The 15708-nt window shown below is 62.6% G+C and carries 18 protein-coding genes; 10 read left to right on the top strand and 8 right to left on the bottom strand.

The window, feature by feature from the left end; genetic code table 11:
• Positions 1-7: 7 nt before the first annotated feature.
• Together ACUY3D_RS01725 and ACUY3D_RS01720 are read right to left on the bottom strand one after the other, a co-directional pair.
• Positions 8-1057 (bottom strand): hypothetical protein, encoded by a 1050-nt coding sequence (locus ACUY3D_RS01725; RefSeq protein WP_448240209.1) that lies wholly within the window; start codon positions 1055-1057, stop codon positions 8-10.
• Positions 1050-1544, bottom strand: coding sequence for an RNA polymerase sigma factor (locus ACUY3D_RS01720; RefSeq protein ID WP_070521314.1), 495 nt, complete (start codon positions 1542-1544; stop codon positions 1050-1052). The genes ACUY3D_RS01725 and ACUY3D_RS01720 overlap by 8 nt, the downstream gene beginning before the upstream one ends.
• Before the next feature lie 94 nt (positions 1545-1638).
• Between ACUY3D_RS01720 and ACUY3D_RS01715 the strand changes: the two genes are divergently transcribed.
• Both ACUY3D_RS01715 and ACUY3D_RS01710 read left to right on the top strand, forming a co-directional pair.
• On the top strand, positions 1639-2679 hold the full coding sequence (locus ACUY3D_RS01715) for a ribonuclease HI (protein WP_070624313.1): 1041 nt from the start codon (positions 1639-1641) through the stop codon (positions 2677-2679).
• 38 nt (positions 2680-2717) lie between these two features.
• Positions 2718-3203 carry a hypothetical protein gene (locus ACUY3D_RS01710; protein ID WP_448240208.1) on the top strand — a complete coding sequence of 162 codons (486 nt, stop codon included), beginning with the start codon at positions 2718-2720 and terminating at the stop codon, positions 3201-3203.
• Here the strand turns inward: ACUY3D_RS01710 and ACUY3D_RS01705 are convergent.
• On the bottom strand, positions 3200-3670 hold the full coding sequence (locus tag ACUY3D_RS01705) for a YdcF family protein (protein ID WP_448240207.1): 471 nt from the start codon (positions 3668-3670) through the stop codon (positions 3200-3202). The genes ACUY3D_RS01710 and ACUY3D_RS01705 overlap by 4 nt on opposite strands.
• Positions 3671-3701: 31 nt before the next feature.
• Here ACUY3D_RS01705 and ACUY3D_RS01700 point away from each other — a divergent pair, with 31 nt between their 5' ends.
• Complete coding sequence (locus ACUY3D_RS01700) at positions 3702-4595, top strand: ribokinase (protein ID WP_448240206.1); 894 nt, start codon at positions 3702-3704, stop codon at positions 4593-4595.
• Here the strand turns inward: ACUY3D_RS01700 and purE are convergent, their stop codons facing one another.
• Positions 4596-5096 (bottom strand): 5-(carboxyamino)imidazole ribonucleotide mutase, encoded by a 501-nt coding sequence (gene purE, locus ACUY3D_RS01695; protein WP_070563952.1) that lies wholly within the window; start codon positions 5094-5096, stop codon positions 4596-4598. It abuts the gene before it with no gap.
• Between the two features lie 41 nt (positions 5097-5137).
• Complete coding sequence (locus tag ACUY3D_RS01690; protein WP_070563949.1) at positions 5138-6400, bottom strand: 5-(carboxyamino)imidazole ribonucleotide synthase; 1263 nt, start codon at positions 6398-6400, stop codon at positions 5138-5140.
• On the opposite strand from ACUY3D_RS01690, the gene budA reads away from it, so the two are divergent.
• Positions 6386-7105: an acetolactate decarboxylase gene (gene budA / locus ACUY3D_RS01685; RefSeq protein WP_070563946.1), complete on the top strand. Its 720-nt coding sequence runs from the start codon at positions 6386-6388 to the stop codon at positions 7103-7105. The genes ACUY3D_RS01690 and budA overlap by 15 nt on opposite strands.
• Here budA and ACUY3D_RS01680 read toward each other — a convergent pair.
• From ACUY3D_RS01680 to ACUY3D_RS01670, 3 genes are all read right to left on the bottom strand, one after another.
• Complete coding sequence (locus ACUY3D_RS01680; protein ID WP_070563943.1) at positions 7102-7545, bottom strand: hypothetical protein; 444 nt, start codon at positions 7543-7545, stop codon at positions 7102-7104. The two genes, budA and ACUY3D_RS01680, sit on opposite strands and share 4 nt — an antisense overlap.
• 292 nt (positions 7546-7837) lie before the next feature.
• Positions 7838-8728 (bottom strand): biotin--[acetyl-CoA-carboxylase] ligase, encoded by an 891-nt coding sequence (locus ACUY3D_RS01675; RefSeq protein ID WP_448240205.1) that lies wholly within the window; start codon positions 8726-8728, stop codon positions 7838-7840.
• Between the two features lie 42 nt (positions 8729-8770).
• Complete coding sequence (locus ACUY3D_RS01670) at positions 8771-9331, bottom strand: hypothetical protein (RefSeq protein ID WP_448240204.1); 561 nt, start codon at positions 9329-9331, stop codon at positions 8771-8773.
• Positions 9332-9379: 48 nt separating this feature from the next.
• Here ACUY3D_RS01670 and ACUY3D_RS01665 point away from each other — a divergent pair, with 48 nt between their 5' ends.
• The 6 genes from ACUY3D_RS01665 (at position 9380) to treS (ending at position 15437) form a co-directional block, all read left to right on the top strand.
• Positions 9380-10369 carry an ABC transporter ATP-binding protein gene (locus ACUY3D_RS01665; protein WP_143335836.1) on the top strand — a complete coding sequence of 330 codons (990 nt, stop codon included), beginning with the start codon at positions 9380-9382 and terminating at the stop codon, positions 10367-10369.
• A gap of 125 nt (positions 10370-10494) precedes the next feature.
• Complete coding sequence (locus ACUY3D_RS01660) at positions 10495-11784, top strand: ABC transporter substrate-binding protein (RefSeq protein ID WP_070597163.1); 1290 nt, start codon at positions 10495-10497, stop codon at positions 11782-11784.
• Between the two features lie 173 nt (positions 11785-11957).
• Positions 11958-12935: a carbohydrate ABC transporter permease gene (locus ACUY3D_RS01655; protein WP_144675579.1), complete on the top strand. Its 978-nt coding sequence runs from the start codon at positions 11958-11960 to the stop codon at positions 12933-12935.
• Complete coding sequence (locus ACUY3D_RS01650; RefSeq protein WP_070564882.1) at positions 12932-13753, top strand: carbohydrate ABC transporter permease; 822 nt, start codon at positions 12932-12934, stop codon at positions 13751-13753. The genes ACUY3D_RS01655 and ACUY3D_RS01650 overlap by 4 nt, the downstream gene beginning before the upstream one ends.
• A complete protein-coding gene (locus ACUY3D_RS01645) occupies positions 13753-13938 on the top strand; it encodes a hypothetical protein (protein WP_070531056.1) in 186 nt (61 codons plus the stop codon). Before ACUY3D_RS01650 ends, ACUY3D_RS01645 begins: the two co-directional genes overlap by 1 nt.
• Positions 13935-15437, top strand: a complete 1503-nt coding sequence (treS, locus tag ACUY3D_RS01640; RefSeq protein ID WP_070531058.1) for a maltose alpha-D-glucosyltransferase — start codon at positions 13935-13937, stop codon at positions 15435-15437. The genes ACUY3D_RS01645 and treS overlap by 4 nt, the downstream gene beginning before the upstream one ends.
• Positions 15438-15708 lie beyond the last annotated feature (271 nt).

Here is a 15708-nt window from a genome sequence, read left to right as displayed (position 1 = left end):
AACTTACCTAGGGCGCGCAGCCAATCTGCTGCTCTTCCTCGCGCCCATCCGGGTACTGCACGCGCACGCGGGAGTAGACCTCGGCGTGGTAGCCGCAGGCCACGCGCTTGTCGACGACCACCTTCACCCGATCCTCATTGAAGGTGCCTTCCGCGCAATTGGGGTCACAGTCATTCTCGACGGCCACGCCGTCTGCCTCCGCGGAATCGTCTCCCCAGCGCTGCCAGTCCAACTCGTTGACCAGGTAGTTATTATCCGCACAGGCCAGCGAGATACGGTCCGGGCCCTCCAGCCCCGTCACGGACACGCAGTCCAAGATGGCGGTGGCGTCGATGGTGGTTTCCACGTCCGGCCCTACCAGGCCGACTACGCGCACGAGCTGGCCGGTGGCGGGCAGGACGGAGAAGGAGACGCGATCAGCATCGCGAATCACGGTCACCAGCTGGTCCTCGCCTTCGCCCTCGACGGTGCCGACCTCATTGCCTTCCGCATCCGCCAACATGTCATAAGCAATCTTTTGCTGCTCGCTGCTCAGACCCGGTTGGAGCAGCAGCTCCAGCGCGCCCAGCGCGCGGTTGGGGAAGGAATCCGCCAGCTTCTCCAACCCGGCGCGATCGGTCGCAACGACGAGCTCCTCCGGGTTGATGGAGGGCTGCGGATCAAAACCCGGCACTTCGCCTTGCGAGGAGACCTCAACGGCGCCACCGGCACCCACCGCATACTCGGTGATTGCCGTGGCATCGCCAAGCGTGTCGACGCGCTTCATGTATTCCTTCGCGGTCACGCCCTTATCCACGGCATCGGGCTGGGTTGCGGCTGCCTCGCCGGCCTGGGTCAGAATCTCCGCGGCCGAGGCCACGGGCTCCGAGTTATTGAGCAGCGGGAAGGCACCACCGATGAGCGCAAGCACCGCGACGGAAGCCGCCGCTATTGTCCACGTGGGCCGGCCCTTCGTTATCTTTGCGAGGGTCTCTTCGGAGCGGGCGAGGGAGGCGTCGTCAAGCGCTGTGTCAGGAACGGGGTTGGCGGCGCGGAGCATATCGAGAGAGCTAGGCATCGGTTTCTCCTGTGAGTTCGGAAAGGTGGGTACGCGCGCGGTGCAGGCGAACGCGCACGTTATTGCGGGAAATGCCGAGGACCTCGGCGATATCGGGGTGATCGAGTCCCTCCCAGGCGTGGAGCGTAAGAATCTCGCGCTCCGCGTGCGGAAGCTGCATCAGCGCGCGAGTGATGTCGAGGTTGGCATCGACGGCGTCATAGCCCGCATAGGATTCCAGCTCATGGTCATCGAGGTTCTCCGTCTCCCGCCGGGTGCGGTAGAACTCGCGCATCACGTTGCGGGCGATGCCATAGAGCCACGGCAGCGGCGTGCCGCGCAAGGAGTCGAAGCCGGACCAGGCCCGCTCGAAGACGTCGGCAGCCAGCTCTTCGGCGTGGCTCGGTGGAACGCGGCGGCGCAGATACGCCAGCACCGCCGGGTAATGCTCGCGAAACAGGCGGGAGAACTCCCGCTTACGCGAACCAGGCAAGGTAAGGACAGACACTAATAAAACTCCAGAATGCTAATGGGCTCACTGAGTATGTTGCACTAGACGCCCGAGCGTTACAGCACAGCAATGAAATGGTTTACTAAAGGGGATGGAACCACTCGAGCTCTCCGCCCTGACGGGCACGCAATCGCGCACCTACGGCACGCGCAAGATCACCAAAGACATGATCTCAGCACCCGTGCATGTGGCTATTGCGCTGTGGGATGAGCGCTGGGATTCCGCCGAAAACGGAACTGTCGACGGCTGGGTCATCGCCGTCAACACCAAGAAGACGCGCTTCGTGCGCAAGGGCCAGATTAAAAAGGGCGACATCGTTGAGGTGGCCGTCCGCGAATTCGAAAAGGCCACCAAGGGGCTCCGAGGACGCAGGTGGATCGTCACCGGGCGCCGGCAGGCGGGGTTGCGGGCCGCGCTGGAAAAGCGTGGCTATGCCGTGACGGGGAGTTTTGCGGAGGAGAATAGGGCGTCGAAAAGCGCCAGCTCCGTGCGGCGCAAGCAGGCCGGAATCACCGCGCGCCGCGCCAAGAAGGAAGGCGAGGCCCCGCGCAAGAAGCAAGTAGTAAAGGTGGACACACCGAAGGCGCACTGGTGGCCGAACTTCTCGACGGCCTCCTCCTGGCCCGAGGGGGCCACAGTGCGCATCGCCACGGACGCTTCCTCGGACACGGTGTTCAAGGGCTCCATGTGTTTCGTGGCCAGCAATGGCGACTACCGGTTGCGCACGCGCGAGACGACGGCCAGCACCGATGAGCTCGAGCTCGAATCCCTCACCTTGGCGCTGAAATACCTGCTCAAGGTCGGTGCAACCAAGGCGATCATCGAGTCGGACTCAGTAGCTGCTCTGGAAGCGGTGGAGCAGATTCGGAAGAAGGGCTCGAAGGCGGTGCGCTCGCGGGGCATGTGGCGCGGGCTGTCCTCGGGCTCGCGCTCGCGCTTCCAACAGGCGTGGCATGACGTGGAGGGAGTCTGCGAGGTGACCATCCGCCGCGTGTTGGGGCATGCGGGCGACCCGCTGAACCGGGCGGCGGACCAGATTGCGTACATGGGCCTGCGGGCGATTGCGCATCCAATGAAGCAATCGCAGGCAACGCTCAAGGAAGGAATCACGAAGGCGTTGGCCAAGCTCTAATTCGGGCTTTGGCTCACTGGTGACATAGGCTAAGCCACATGAGCAATCCCTTTGACTCCAACCCTTTTGAGGAGCCGGACAAACCTCTCCCCGGCCGTGGGTCGAATCCTTTCGCGGAACCCGCGCGCGAGTCAGACGCGAAGCCTTCGGCGAACCCTTTCGTTGACTCGCATGAGGCGCCGAGTGTGGAGCCCTTTGCCGAACCTATCGCAGAGCCCTTTGCCGAGCCGGAGCGCGCCTACGCCCCAGCTCCGCTGCCTGACCATGCCCCTGCCCAGCAGCCAATGGAAGGCACGATCCACAGCTTCTCCTTTTTCAAGGGGCTGTTGAGTCTGTTCTCGCTCCTCGTAGGCTTCACCGGAATTACTGACGGCGATGTGGCAATGGGCATCGGCTTCGCGCTGCCCGGAGCGTGGTACTTCCTCAAGACGCTGCAGCAGAAGGCCAACCCAACCACGCCGCAAAAGCGCCACTGGTTTGTCATTTGGCTCATCGCCATCGTGCTCATGTTCTTCGGCGCCTAGTCCATAGGCCACTGCGCGACGACCCGCCGCCACACAATGCGCAGCAGCGAATGAGGAGTCGCCACCACCTCGCGCAGGTAATTCCATGGTCGATCTTTCCGCGGGGTGCCAACACCATGCATGCGGACCCGAATCCCCAGGTGCCAGGCCCACAGGCGGGTGCGCAGCACGTGGAAGTCATTGGTCACGACGCGGAAATAGTCATAGTCCGGGCACAGCGCGTGGGCGCGCTCAAGGTTTTCGTTAGTGCTGGTAGCCAGCGGCTCCACACGAATCCGCTCTGGGTCCACACCCCGCTCGATGAGGTAGCGCGCCATTGGTTCCGCCTCACCGAAACCGGACACGATGATCGGCTCCTCCGGCAGCACGCGCGCCAGCACCACCGCGCGGTCCAAGCGGCTGCGCAGCAGCGAGCCGGGCTCGCTGCCCTCCACGCGCGCGCCCAACACCAGAAGCGGAAACTGCATGCCCGCTAGCTTAGCGTGCATACTAGTCAGCATGAGCATGTGCGTAGTCGGTTCCATCAACGCTGACCTCGTGGTCCACACCGCGCGGCACCCGCAGCCGGGCGAGACCCTGCTGGGCAGCGGCGGCACCATCACCGCGGGCGGCAAGGGAGCGAACCAGGCGGTCGCTGCCGCCCGCCTGGGTGCTCAGGTCAGCTTCGTCGGCGCGGTGGGCAACGATGCTTATGCCACGCCCGCGATGCACTACTTGCAGGCCAGCGGCGTGGACCTCACGCACGTCGAAGCCAGCGAGGAGGTGACGGGCTTGGCGGTCATCACCGTGGACAAGCAGGGCGAAAACACCATCATCGTGGTGCCGGGGGCCAATGCGCTTGTCGACGCTCCCTTCGTCACCACCCACTCCTCCCCCATCACCGAATCGGAACTCATTCTGCTCCAAGGCGAGGTTCCGGCGGAGGGTTGTGCCAAGGCCATCGAGCTGGCAACAGGGCGGGTCGTGGTTAACCTCGCACCGGTCATCGAGGTTGAAAAGGAAGCTCTCCTGCGTGCCGATCCGCTGCTAGCCAACGAGCACGAAGCCGGGCTCATTCTGGAGCAGCTGGGCCTTAGCGGCGAGGGCACGCCGGAGGAGCTGGCGCGGCGCCTAACAGAGGCCGGCTTTGCCTCGGTGGTCCTCACACTGGGCGCGCGGGGAGCGCTCGTGGCCGAAGGGGCTGAGCTTGTCAACGTCCCCTCCCCGCAGGTCACCGCCGTCGACACGACGGGCGCGGGCGATGCCTTCGCCGGCGCGCTGTGCGCCCGGTTGCTCCACGGCGACGAACTCGTGGAGGCCGCCACCTATGCCGCTCGAGTTGGGGCTTACGCCGTCACCGGAGAAGGTGCGCAGGCGTCCTACCCCGATCTCAAAAGCGAGCTTCCCAGCTAATTACTCACCGAAGAGCTGGGAGCGCAGGTTCTCGTCCTTCTTCTCCACCTCGGCGGCCATGTTCTCTTGGTAGGCCACCATCTTGTCCACCAGTGCCGGGTCACCCGCGGAGAGGATGCGCACGGCAAGCAAGCCGGCATTCTTCGCTCCGCCGATGGAGACGGTGGCTACCGGCACGCCGCCCGGCATCTGCACGATGGAGAGCAGCGAATCGAGCCCATCAAGATCCTTCAACGCGCGCGGGATGCCGATCACCGGAAGCGGCGTGGCCGCGGCGACCATGCCCGGCAGGTGAGCCGCGCCACCGGCGCAGGCGATGATGGCCTTGAGGCCGCGCTCGTGCGCGGACTTGGCATAAGCCAGCATCTTTTCCGGGGTGCGGTGCGCGCTGACAACGCCTACCTCGAAGGGCACGCCGAACTCGGCGAGCACCTCTGCGGCGGGCTTGACGGTGGGCCAATCGGAATCAGAGCCCATGATCAGGCCGACGAGTGGTTCCATAAAACTCTCCTTAGTAAATAGGTTTCAAGCTCGCTGCGGGCTTAAGCCCACTGCGCGTGGACGAGGAAGTGGGCGGCATCGTGGGCGATGCGGCGGGTTTCCGCCACATCCTCACCGACAACGTTGACGTGGCCAATCTTGCGGCCCGGCTTGTGGTCCTTTCCATAGAGGTGGATCTTCGCCTCTGGGTAACGCTCCATCACTTCGCGAACGCGCTGCGGCATGGGCATCTGCGGATCTTCTTCGGCGCCCAGCACATTAGCCATCACCGTGACCGGAGCCAGGGCTGCGGTAGAGCCCAGCGGCAGGTCCAGCACGGCGCGCAGGTGCTGCTCGAACTGCGAGGTCACGCAGCCATCCTGAGTCCAGTGGCCGGTGTTGTGCGGGCGCATGGCCAGCTCGTTGACGGCGATATCTTCCTCAACAACCGCGCCCGGCGCGCCGGAGGCGGAAGCAATGATGGATCCGGCGTCTTGCTGCGTGGCGAAGGCAAAGAGCTCCACCGCCAGCACGCCGGTAACGCCAAGTTCGGTGGCCACCTTGATGCCCACCTGCATGGCGCGCTCGGTCAACTCCGGCGAAAGGTTCGGGGCGGGGGCAAAAGCCTCGGCGCAGATGCCGTCCCGTTGCACGGACTCGGTGACCGGCCAGACCTTCACCTCGCCGGAGGGACGGCGGGCGACGAGCACGGACAGCTCGCGGGTGAGGTTGACCTTTTCTTCGGCCATGAGCGGGGTATCGGCCGCAAGCAGCTTAGCGACGAGCGGCTCCAGCTCCTCCGCGGACGGGAACCACACGCCATGGCCGTCGTAGCCGCCGCGGCGGGCTTTGAGGCACACGGAACCGTCGACAAGCGCGGCGAAGTCCCGCGCATCCTCCACCGATTCGATGGCGGCAAAGCGCGGCACTGGGGCGCCCAGCTCGGCCATTTTCTGGCGCATGAGCAGCTTGTCCTGCGCGTAGAGGAGGGCGGAAGGCTGGGGCTGGACGTTGAGGCCGTCGGCGATGAGCGCCTGCACGTGCTCGGTGGGAACGTGCTCGTGCTCGAAGGTGATTGCATCCGCGCCTTCTGCGGCGGCGGTGAGCACGTCGAGATCGTGATAGTCACCGAGAACGACGTCCGAAATCACCTGGGCGGCGGACTTATCCGGCGCGGAGGCTAGCACGCGCAGGTGGATGTCGAGCTCGGCGGCGGCCGGCTGCATCATGCGCGCAAGCTGGCCGTCTCCATAAACAGTAACGAGGGGTTTGTGTTGTTCACTCACTCTTCCAATACTAGCCTTGGGGCCATGATCGTCCGGCATACCATCTTTCAGAACTCCCTCATGACCGCCCTGTTGGATGGCATTTACGACGGCGAAATGACCATCGGTGAGCTCTTGGGCAAGGGCAACTTCGGTATCGGAACCTTCGATGCGCTGGACGGCGAGATGATCATCCTCGACGGGGTGTGCTATCAGCTGCGCGGCGATGGCACCGCGACGGTGGCTGACTTGGACCAGGGCACGCCGTTTGCGGTGGCGACGAACTTCGTCCCCCGTATTAAGGTGGCCGCACCCAAGGGTCTGAGGCGCGAGGAGCTTTCGGCATTCATCGATGAGGTGGAGCCTTCCGCCAACTTCATGTACGCGGTGCGCATCTCTGGGCGGTTCAGCAACGTGGTGACCCGCACGGTGGTCAAGCAGAGCAAGCCCTACCCGCCGATGGCGCAGGCGGTGGGCGGTGACAAGGAGCTGCGCTTTGACGACGTCGAGGGCGTCATCGGCGGTTTCCGCACGCCGGTCTTTGAGAAGGGAATCTCCGTTCCCGGATGCCACGTGCACTTCATCGACGCTGCGCGTACCTCCGGCGGGCACGTGCTGGACTACACGGTGGATGAGGCCACGATTGAGCTCTGCCCCGGCACGGACCTAGATCTGCGTCTGCCGCTGACCCACGAGTTCCGCTCCGCCAACTTGGCGCCGGAGGACCTGGACCAGCAGCTGCATACGACGGAGATTAAGGGCTAGCCCCAGACCGGTTGCTCGTTGAGGATGTCTTCGACGCGCTTTGCTTTGGGGATGGAGGGGAAATACATCGGCTTCTCATAGCCGTGAAGTGCCAGCGAGATCCCACCGCGGCGACGACGCGCACCGCGGATATCGGTGAGTGGGATGGAATCAACGCGCTTGCCTTCGCGGGCGATGACGCGCAGGTTGGTCACTATGAAACGCTTGCGGCGGGCTTTGATGAGGGGCAGGACAAAGCGCCAGACGGCAAGCAAGGCCCATATAGCTACTAGGCCATTGCGAAGCGCTAGGTCAACGCCGTTATAGTCACACCAGCCGATGGCGATCCAGCACACCCCAGTAATCACGACGAGCTCTAGAAAAGGAAAGAGCAGCGTGCGAAACGGGGCGGTCATGTCCGCGCGAACAACCTCGCCGCGGCCCATCTGCATGAGGTTCATGGGGCTCATGGTACCTTCCTGCTCTCGCTGCCCAGCTGAGAAGACGTCACGTCCCAGGCCTTGCAAGCCCAGCCAAGGCTTCGCACATGGCATTTCCTAAAAGGCGTCAGTCAAAAGGCGTCTTTGCCCCCGAAAACGCCATGTGGAGGCGTCCAAAAGGTGTCTTTGACCCCAAAGACGCCTTTTGACTAATGCCTTCTGACAGATGCCTTTTGAATAGCGCCATGTGTCGAGCACGGCGCCTTCTATGAAGGCCTCGCCGGTCGACGCTTGGATGTCCCAGCGCGGGCGATTATTTATCAGCCGGGCGCAGGTGGATGACATCACCGGCGGAGTAGTACTCGCCGCCGACGTTGATGCGGCCGTCGTCAGCCACGCCCTCGACGGTGCCGATCACATCGCCCGTCGGGGCTTCGAGGCGAACCTCTTGGCCAATGGAAGAACACACCTTGCGGTAATCAGCCATGAGCTGTGGGTCCTGCTGCTCCCACTGGGTGATGCGGCGGCGCAGGTTCTTCAGAACGGTGATGGCCAGCTCAGTGCGGTCGGTATCAAGGCCTTCGAGCGCAAGCGAAGTCGCGGCCTCGATGGGCAGTTCCTCGCGGGTCAGGGTGACATTGATGCCCATGCCCACGACCACGCGTGCTGAAGGCGGGTTAGCGGCTTGAGTCTTGGGCGCGACCTCAGCCTTATTGATCTCGGCCTTGTTGATTTCCGCTTTGTTGATCTCGGCCTTGTTGATTTCGGCCTTGTTGACCTCCGCCTTCGAGACTTCAGTCTTCGGAGCGGACTTGAAAGCCTCCCCCACCGGGCCGGCTTCCGCGAGGATGCCACACAGCTTCTTGCCATCGATGTGCACGTCATTGGGCCACTTGAGCACCGCACCATCGACCGAGTCGGTCACGGCCAAACCGGCAGCCAGGGGCAGGGTGCCAAGGTGCTCTAGCGACTCCGGGAGGATCAGTGCGGAAAAGATAAGCTGCGACCCCGCCGGGCTCACCCACTGGCGGCCCAAGCGGCCTTTGCCGGCCACCTGTTCGTCAGCAAGCAGTACGGTGCCATCAGCCACCTTCTCCGCCTGCATGAGATCGGTATTGGTGGAGCCAGTGGACTCGGTGAAATCGATGACAGCGAAGTCGTCATTCAACGCCTCGCGGATACGGTCCATATCAAGTGCAGTCATGCACCCTAGGTTACCCGCCGAGCAGTGGCCTTCTAGAAGTAACTAAAAGTAGTCCGGATTGGCCAGAATTGTGTGTGCGGTGGCCTCGTCGAGACAGGTGGTCAAGACCGCTTGCGGCAAAGCATGGGTTACCTGTTCAGGAGTAACGGAGATCTGCCGAGACTCCGCTAGGAAGGACACGGTATCCTCAACCAGCTTGTCGTAGTCCGCGCGCTCTTTCGCACCGAGGCTATCTGGTTTCCCTTCAGTCACCAGCACGTAGCGGATCTCCGGGGCGACCCACTTACACACCCACTCGCCGTATTCTTGCGCTTCCGAATCCGAGAGGTCCAGCCCCATCCGCTTCATGCTGGCGCGCATGGTGGCGCGATCAACCTTGCCGTTGTCCACCAACTGTGAGCGGACCTTAGATGAGTCCACGGTGTCGGCGAAAATAGCGCGGAACACGGTATCGCGCTGAGCCGCGGAAGGCGAAGTGGACTGCGTCGAAGACGCGTCAGCGGTCCCAGTGGAAACAGTTGTTAGCGGTGTGAAAGTCTCTGCAGATTCCGTACTAGAGCAACCAACCAAGAGCACTGCGAGGAGCGGGGCGAACTTCTTCATAGCGAATTCCAGCCTAATCCACGTGCCGCTGGGTGCTAGTGTGTGTCCATGGCAAAGGTCACTTTTGAGAACGTCGGCATCACCTATCCCCGCGCCGAGAACCCCACGGTCAAAGACCTCAATCTCGAGATTGCGGATGGCGAATTCCTGGTCCTCGTCGGACCGTCCGGCTGCGGTAAATCCACCACCCTGCGCGCCCTCGCGGGACTCGAGCCGGTCTCCAGCGGCCGCATCCTCATCGACGGCAAAGACGTCACAGGGCTGGAGCCCGGCGAGCGCGATATCGCAATGGTCTTCCAGAATTATGCGCTGTACCCGCACCTCACCGTGGCCCAGAACATGGGATTTTCCCTCAAGCTGGCCAAAATGCCCAAGGCAGACATCAAAGCCAAGGTCGAGGAAGCCGCCAAGACCCTCGGGCTCACGGAGTACCTGCAGCGCAAGCCCAAGGACCTGTCCGGTGGTCAGCGCCAGCGCGTGGCCATGGGCCGCGCCATCGTGCGCGAGCCGAAGGCCTTCCTCATGGATGAACCCCTGTCCAACCTCGATGCCAAGCTGCGCGTACAAACCCGCGCGGAGCTGGCCAGCCTCCAGCAGCGCCTCGGCACCACCACCGTCTACGTCACCCACGACCAGGTCGAGGCCATGACCATGGGAGACCGCGTCGCCGTGCTCAAAGACGGCGAACTGCAGCAGGTCGCCCCACCGCGCGAGCTTTACGACGCCCCCGCTAACGAGTTCGTCGCCGGCTTCATCGGCTCCCCCTCGATGAATATCTTTGACTACAACGGCGGCCGCGTCGGCGTTCGCCCCGAGAAGCTATTCATTAATAAGGGGCCGGTGGGCTTCCAGGGAACGGTGGAGTTCGTGGAAGAGCTGGGCTCGGAATCCTTCGTCTACGTCATGGTGGGTGAGCAGCGCTTCGTTGCCCGCGCGAGCGACAACGTTCCGCAGCGCGGCGACACCGTCGTCCTCACCTTCAACCCCCGCGAGGCCCACCACTTCGATCCGGAAACCGGCCAGCGTATCGAGGCTTAGGCAGTAGTACTAACAGGGGTAGCTTCACCCCCGTTTGAAGTGAATTAAAAGCCAAAACCACGTGCCTTGTGGGGATGATCCCCTATTTTGAAGTCATCAGAAGTTTTCCGAAAGGTGAATACTCCATGAAGAAGCCGTTTCTCCCTAGCTCGCTGCGTTCTGTCCGCCGCGGCGTAGTCGTCACCACCGCTGCACTCGCGTTGACCTTGGCAGGTTGCTCGTCGGGCGACGAGGGGTCGTCGTCAAGCGCTGGCTCCGATGCCTCCTCCACCGATGGTGGCGGCCGCGGGCCCATCACCTTTGCCATGGGCAAGAACGACACCGACAAGATCACCCCCATCATCGAGGCATGGAACGCCGAGCACCCGGACGAGAAGGTCGAGCTCAAGGAGCTCGCCGGCGAGGCCGACGCTCAGCGCGAAACCCTCGTGCAGTCCCTGCAAGCGGGCAACTCCGACTACGATGTCATGGCGCTCGACGTGGTCTGGACCGCGGACTTTGCTGCAAACCAGTGGCTGGCACCGCTGACCGGTGACCTGGAGGTTGACACCTCTGGCCTGCTGGAGCCCACCGTGGAATCCGCGACCTACAACGACACCCTCTACGCACTGCCGCAGAACACCAACGGCCAGCTGCTCTTCCGCAACACCGAGTTGGCGGACAAGGCTCCGGAGAAGTTCGAGGACATCGCGTCTGCCTGCGAGGCCATCAAGGACGATAGCTCCTGCCTGACCACCCAGCTCAAGCAGTACGAGGGCCTCACCGTCAACACCGCCGGCTTCATCGAGGGCTGGGGCGGCTCCATCTTGGATGACGAGGGCAACGTGACCGTTGACTCGGACAAGTCCAAGGAAGGCCTGCAGGCGCTTGTCGACGCCTACGAAGACGGCACCATCTCCAAGGACTCCACCGCCACGACGGAGGAGGAGACCAACTTGGCCTTCACCGAGGGCAAGACCGCATTCGCCATCAACTGGCCGTACATGTACACCAACGCTGAGGAAAAGGGCGTCAAGTTCGAGGTCCAGCCGCTGGTGGGCAAGGACGGCGTCGGTGTCTCCACGCTCGGCGGCTACAACAACGGCATCAACATCAACTCCGAGCACAAGGCTACGGCCCTGGACTTCATGAAGTTCATCATCAACGAGGAGAACCAGAAGTCCTTCGCTGAGGCTTCCTTCCCGCCGGTACTGGCTTCCATCTACGACGATGAGTCCCTGGTGGAGGAGTTCCCGTACCTTCCGGCCCTGAAGGAATCCCTGGAGAACGCCGCACCGCGTCCGGTTTCCCCGTTCTACACCGCCATCTCCAAGGCCGTGCAGGATAACGCCTACGCGGCATTGACCGCGGGCAAGTCCGTCGACGATGCAACGAAGGACATGAAGGCAGCCATCGAGGCAGCCGCGCAGGGTTAATGCTCCCAGCGTGAATGGGGCGCGAGTAAGTCCACGAGACTTGCCCGCGCCTCTTTCTTTGATCTGGCTTTGATCTGGGTGCTCGTGCACAGAGGATGTCTCAGCCACCCGCTATGATTTTCCCCAACCCCCGATAAACCCCTCCCCCTATTAATCAGAAAGGCAGGCACCGCATGGCTGGAGCACCGCCTACCGCGCAGCCCCGCAGACAGTATCTGCGCGTCGCTGCGCTCATCGCACCGGCGCTGATAGCGCTGGCCGTGGTCATCGGCTATCCCATCGTGCGCGCTGTGATGTTGTCCTTCCAGGGCAACAAGCGGCTTAACCCGACTACGGGTGTATTCGAGGAAGGCTCATTCGCAGGCCTCGAAAACTACCTGTACTGGCTCACCAATAAATGCATGTCTGCCACCGGCCAGGCCACCACATGCCCGGACGGCGTCATCGCCACCGATTTCTGGCCAGCGCTCAAAATCACGCTCTTCTTCACCGTGGTCACGGTGGCACTGGAGACGATCTTGGGCATGTTCATGGCGCTGGTGATGAACGGCGAGTACCGCGGGCGCGGCCTCGTGCGCGCGGCCGTGCTGGTGCCTTGGGCCATTCCCACCGCGGTGACGGCGAAGCTGTGGCAGTTCATGTTCGCGCCGGACGGCATCATCAACGCGCTCATCGGCTCGAACATCGCGTGGACCACGGACCCGTTTTATGCCCGCCTCGCGGTCATCATCGCCGATGTGTGGAAGACCGCCCCGTTCATGGCGCTGCTCATCCTGGCCGGCCTGCAGATGATCCCGCGCGATGTCTATGACGCCGCCCGCGTCGACGGCGCCTCGCGCATCCAAACCTTCTTCACCATTACCCTGCCGCTGGTGCGCCCGGCGCTCATGGTGGCCATCCTCTTCCGCACGCTGGACGCGCTGCGCATGTACGACCTGCCGGTCATCATGATCTCCGCCTCCTCCAACTCCCCGACGGCCACCATTTCCCAGTTGGTGGTGGAGGACATGCGCCAGGGCCACTTCAACTCTGCCTCCGCGCTATCCACCCTCATCTTCCTGCTCATCTTCACCGTCGCGTTCATCCTCGTTCGCTTCCTCGGCGCTGATGTGTCCGGTACTGCTCGCCAGAAGAAGGAGAAGAAGTCATGAAAAAGCTCGGCCATTACCTAGGCATCCTCTTCATCATGTTCTGGGGGCTCGCGCCCTTCTACTGGATGGTCGTCACCGCCCTGCGGCACAAGTCCCATACTTTCGACACCACCCCGTGGCCCACGCACGTAACCCTGGATAACTTCCGGGACGCCCTAGCCACGGACAAGGGCAATGACTTCCTCAATGCGCTGGGGAACTCTTTGATCATTTCCTTGGTCACGACCGCGGTGGCGGTCCTTATCGGTGTGTTTACCGCCTACGCCTTGGCACGCTACGACTTCCCCGGCAAAGGTATTGTCACCGGCATCATTCTGGCTGCCTCGATGTTCCCGGCCATCGCGTTGGTGACCCCGCTGTTCCAGCTCTTTGGAAACCTCGAATGGATCGGCACCTACCGCGCGATGATCATCCCGAACATCTCCTTCGCGCTACCGCTGACGGTCTATACGCTGCTGAGCTTCTTCCGCCAGCTTCCCTGGGAGTTGGAGGAGGCCGCCCGCGTGGACGGTGCTTCCCGCGGCCAGGCCTTCCGCCTCGTGCTCCTGCCCTTGGCCGCGCCGGCGCTGTTTACCACCGCCATCATCGCCTTCATCACGACGTGGAACGAGTTCATGTTGGCCAAGCAGCTATCCACCACCGCTACTGAGCCGGTGACCGTGGCCATCGCGCGCTTCTCCGGCCCCTCGGCCTTCGAGTACCCCTACGCCGCCACCATGGCCGCGGGCGCGCTGGTGACGATTCCGCTGATCATCATGGTGCTCATCTTCCAGCACCGCATCGTTGCCGGCCTCACCGCCGGCGGTGTTAAGGCCTAATGCGCCGCGCTCTGCTGTGGGACACCGCGCTGGGATTCGTTGGTTTCTTTGCGTTCCTGGCGCTGGTGCAGGCAGTCCTCAACCTTTTTCACCCCTCCCCCGCAATCTGGCCGGGGCTCCTCGCAGGCACGCTGTGCCTGGCCGAGTTTCTGCTGTGGCGGGCTAAACGGAAGGATCTCCGATGACCTGGCACGATAACGCCATTTTCTACCAGGCCCTCGTGGGCTCGTACAAGGACACCCGCGGCGAAGGCGTCGGCACGCTGCGCGGCGTTATTGAGAAGTTGGATTACCTCAAGTGGCTCGGCGTGGACTGCCTGTGGCTTTCCCCGTTTTATGCCTCCCCGCTGCGCGATGATGGCTATGACATTGCCGATTACTACTCCATCCACCCGGATTACGGCACGATGGAGGACTTCGAGGAGCTCGTCGCCGAGCTCCACGCGCGCGGCATGAGGCTGATGACGGACTTGGCGTTCAACCACACTTCCACCGATCACCCGTGGTTCCAGGCCTCGCGCACCGATCCGGAAGGGCCGTACGGTGATTACTACGTGTGGGGCGATGATCCCCTGCGCTACCCAGAGATCCGCATCATTTTCACCGATACGGAAACCTCGAATTGGGCGTGGGATCCGGAGCGCAAGCAGTACTACTTCCACCGCTTTTACTCGCACCAGCCGGACCTGAACTATGACAACCCGAAGGTCCACGAGGAAGTGTTCAAGATCCTCTCCTTCTGGCTGGACAAGGGCGTGGACGGCTTCCGCCTCGATGCCATTGCATACCTCTACGAGCGCGATGGGCTGGGCGGCGAGTCCCTGCCGGAAACAGTCGAGTTTGTGGAAAGAATCCGCGCTTTCATTGACGAGAACTATCCCGAGGCCATCATGATCGCGGAGGCCAATCAGCCGCCGCACGACACCATGGAGTTCTACGGCACGGGCAATCGCTTCCACATGGTGTTCAATTTCCCCGTCATGCCGCGGCTCTACCAGGCCCTTGCACTGGGGGACGCCACACCGGTCTACGAGATCATGGCGGAATTGCCGGAGTTGCCCCAGGGCTGCCAGTGGGGCACCTTCCTGCGCAATCACGACGAGCTAACGCTGGAGATGGTTGGCGAGGATCAGCGCGCCATCATGTACGAGCACTTTCTGCCGGATGATCAGATGCGCGCTCACGTGGGTATCGCGCGGCGACTCGCCCCGCTGTTGGGCAACGACTACCGCAAGATTGAGCTCTTCTATTCCCTCCTCATGACGCTACCGGGCGCGCCCTTCCTGTATTACGGCGATGAGGTTGGCATGAACGACGCCCCCGAGCTGCCCGACCGCGATGCTGTACGCACTCCTATGCAGTGGGAGCCGGGCGAGGGCGCAGGATTCAGTACATCCGCTCAGACGCGCCGCCCCGTCGTTGGCGGGGTTGGTATTTCGGTGGAGGAGCAGCTTGCCGACGACTCCTCGATCCTCCACCGCGTTCGCAGCCTCATCCAGCAACGCAAGGCGCATCCGGAACTCGGCACCGCGCCTTTCGAGGCGGTGGAGACCGGCCACGCGGGCGTGCTGGGATTCCAGCGCGGTGAATTATTGTGCTTGCACAACTTCACCGAAAAAGCCGTGGACTTAGGACCAGTCGAACTGGGCCCCTTCGGTTATGCCTGGCTTCCGGTGGAGGCTTAACGGTCTTTTAGCGAAAACGGTAAACAGAACATGAACAGTCGATGTATTGTGCTGTAATTTTTGAGGTTTTTTAGCGTTTTATGACCAATTAAAGCTACATAATGCCTATTTGCCGAGGTCACCGGCCTTTTGCGCACAATTGGCTGTTGCGACCGGCTATTTGGTAGCAGTGTCGTGACTATCTGGTAGCGCTTCAGTGAGTATCTGGTAGCAGCTCGCGGCGCTCGGGGTGATACTTCCGGTAGCCGCACCACTCGGGTGCGGCGCGTAC

Source organism: Corynebacterium guaraldiae (genome assembly GCF_053480195.1).
This window is presented reverse-complemented; position numbering and strand designations above follow the sequence as displayed.